At 61.9% G+C, this 533-nt stretch carries 1 protein-coding gene; it reads left to right on the forward strand.

Annotated features, from left to right (window positions below):
• A partial coding sequence (locus ACLEJP_RS25505; RefSeq protein ID WP_440810908.1) for a hypothetical protein occupies positions 1-401 on the forward strand: 401 nt, incomplete at its 5' end.
• Positions 402-533: the final 132 nt, after the last annotated feature.

The raw sequence follows: 533 nt of genomic DNA on the forward strand, positions 1-533 counted from the left end.
ATGACAGCATAGGGGTAATGTATGTCGTGCTGCCAGGCGGCAACCCGCCTGAGAAGCGCTCGGGTACTGTCGAATACGATGTGCAAGTGGCGCCGAGTATCGTCAGTGTGCAGGACAGTCTGGGTGAAGTAGCGAACAACGGCTTCACGTTCGACTCCAGGGTGACGGTCTTCGGCAAGGCGAGGATCGGGCAGTGGGTTGAGCTGTTCGACGGTACCACGTCCAAGGTCGTGGCACCGGTTGACGGCGGCGGCTATTGGCGCGCTGTGGTATCTGGCCTGGCGGTCGGCCAGCACTTGGTCAAGGCTGTTGCCTTGTACGGCAGCAAGCCGGAGTCGGGGGGGCATGGCTTTGAAGTGCGTTCAGGTGCGCCGGTCATCAGCCGTGTAGTCGATAGCTAGGGCCAGCCGATTTGAGCGCGCCAGGCAGGGTGGAAGTGACCATCCTGCCGTATCCGTTCATGGCCGAGCACGACGGTCGATGGCAAGCACCTGAAGGCGATCGAGGGCGGCAAGCTGGTGCTGCACTACACC

Source organism: Pseudomonas sp. SMV7, assembly GCF_052041995.1.
Lineage (GTDB): Bacteria > Pseudomonadota > Gammaproteobacteria > Pseudomonadales > Pseudomonadaceae > Aquipseudomonas.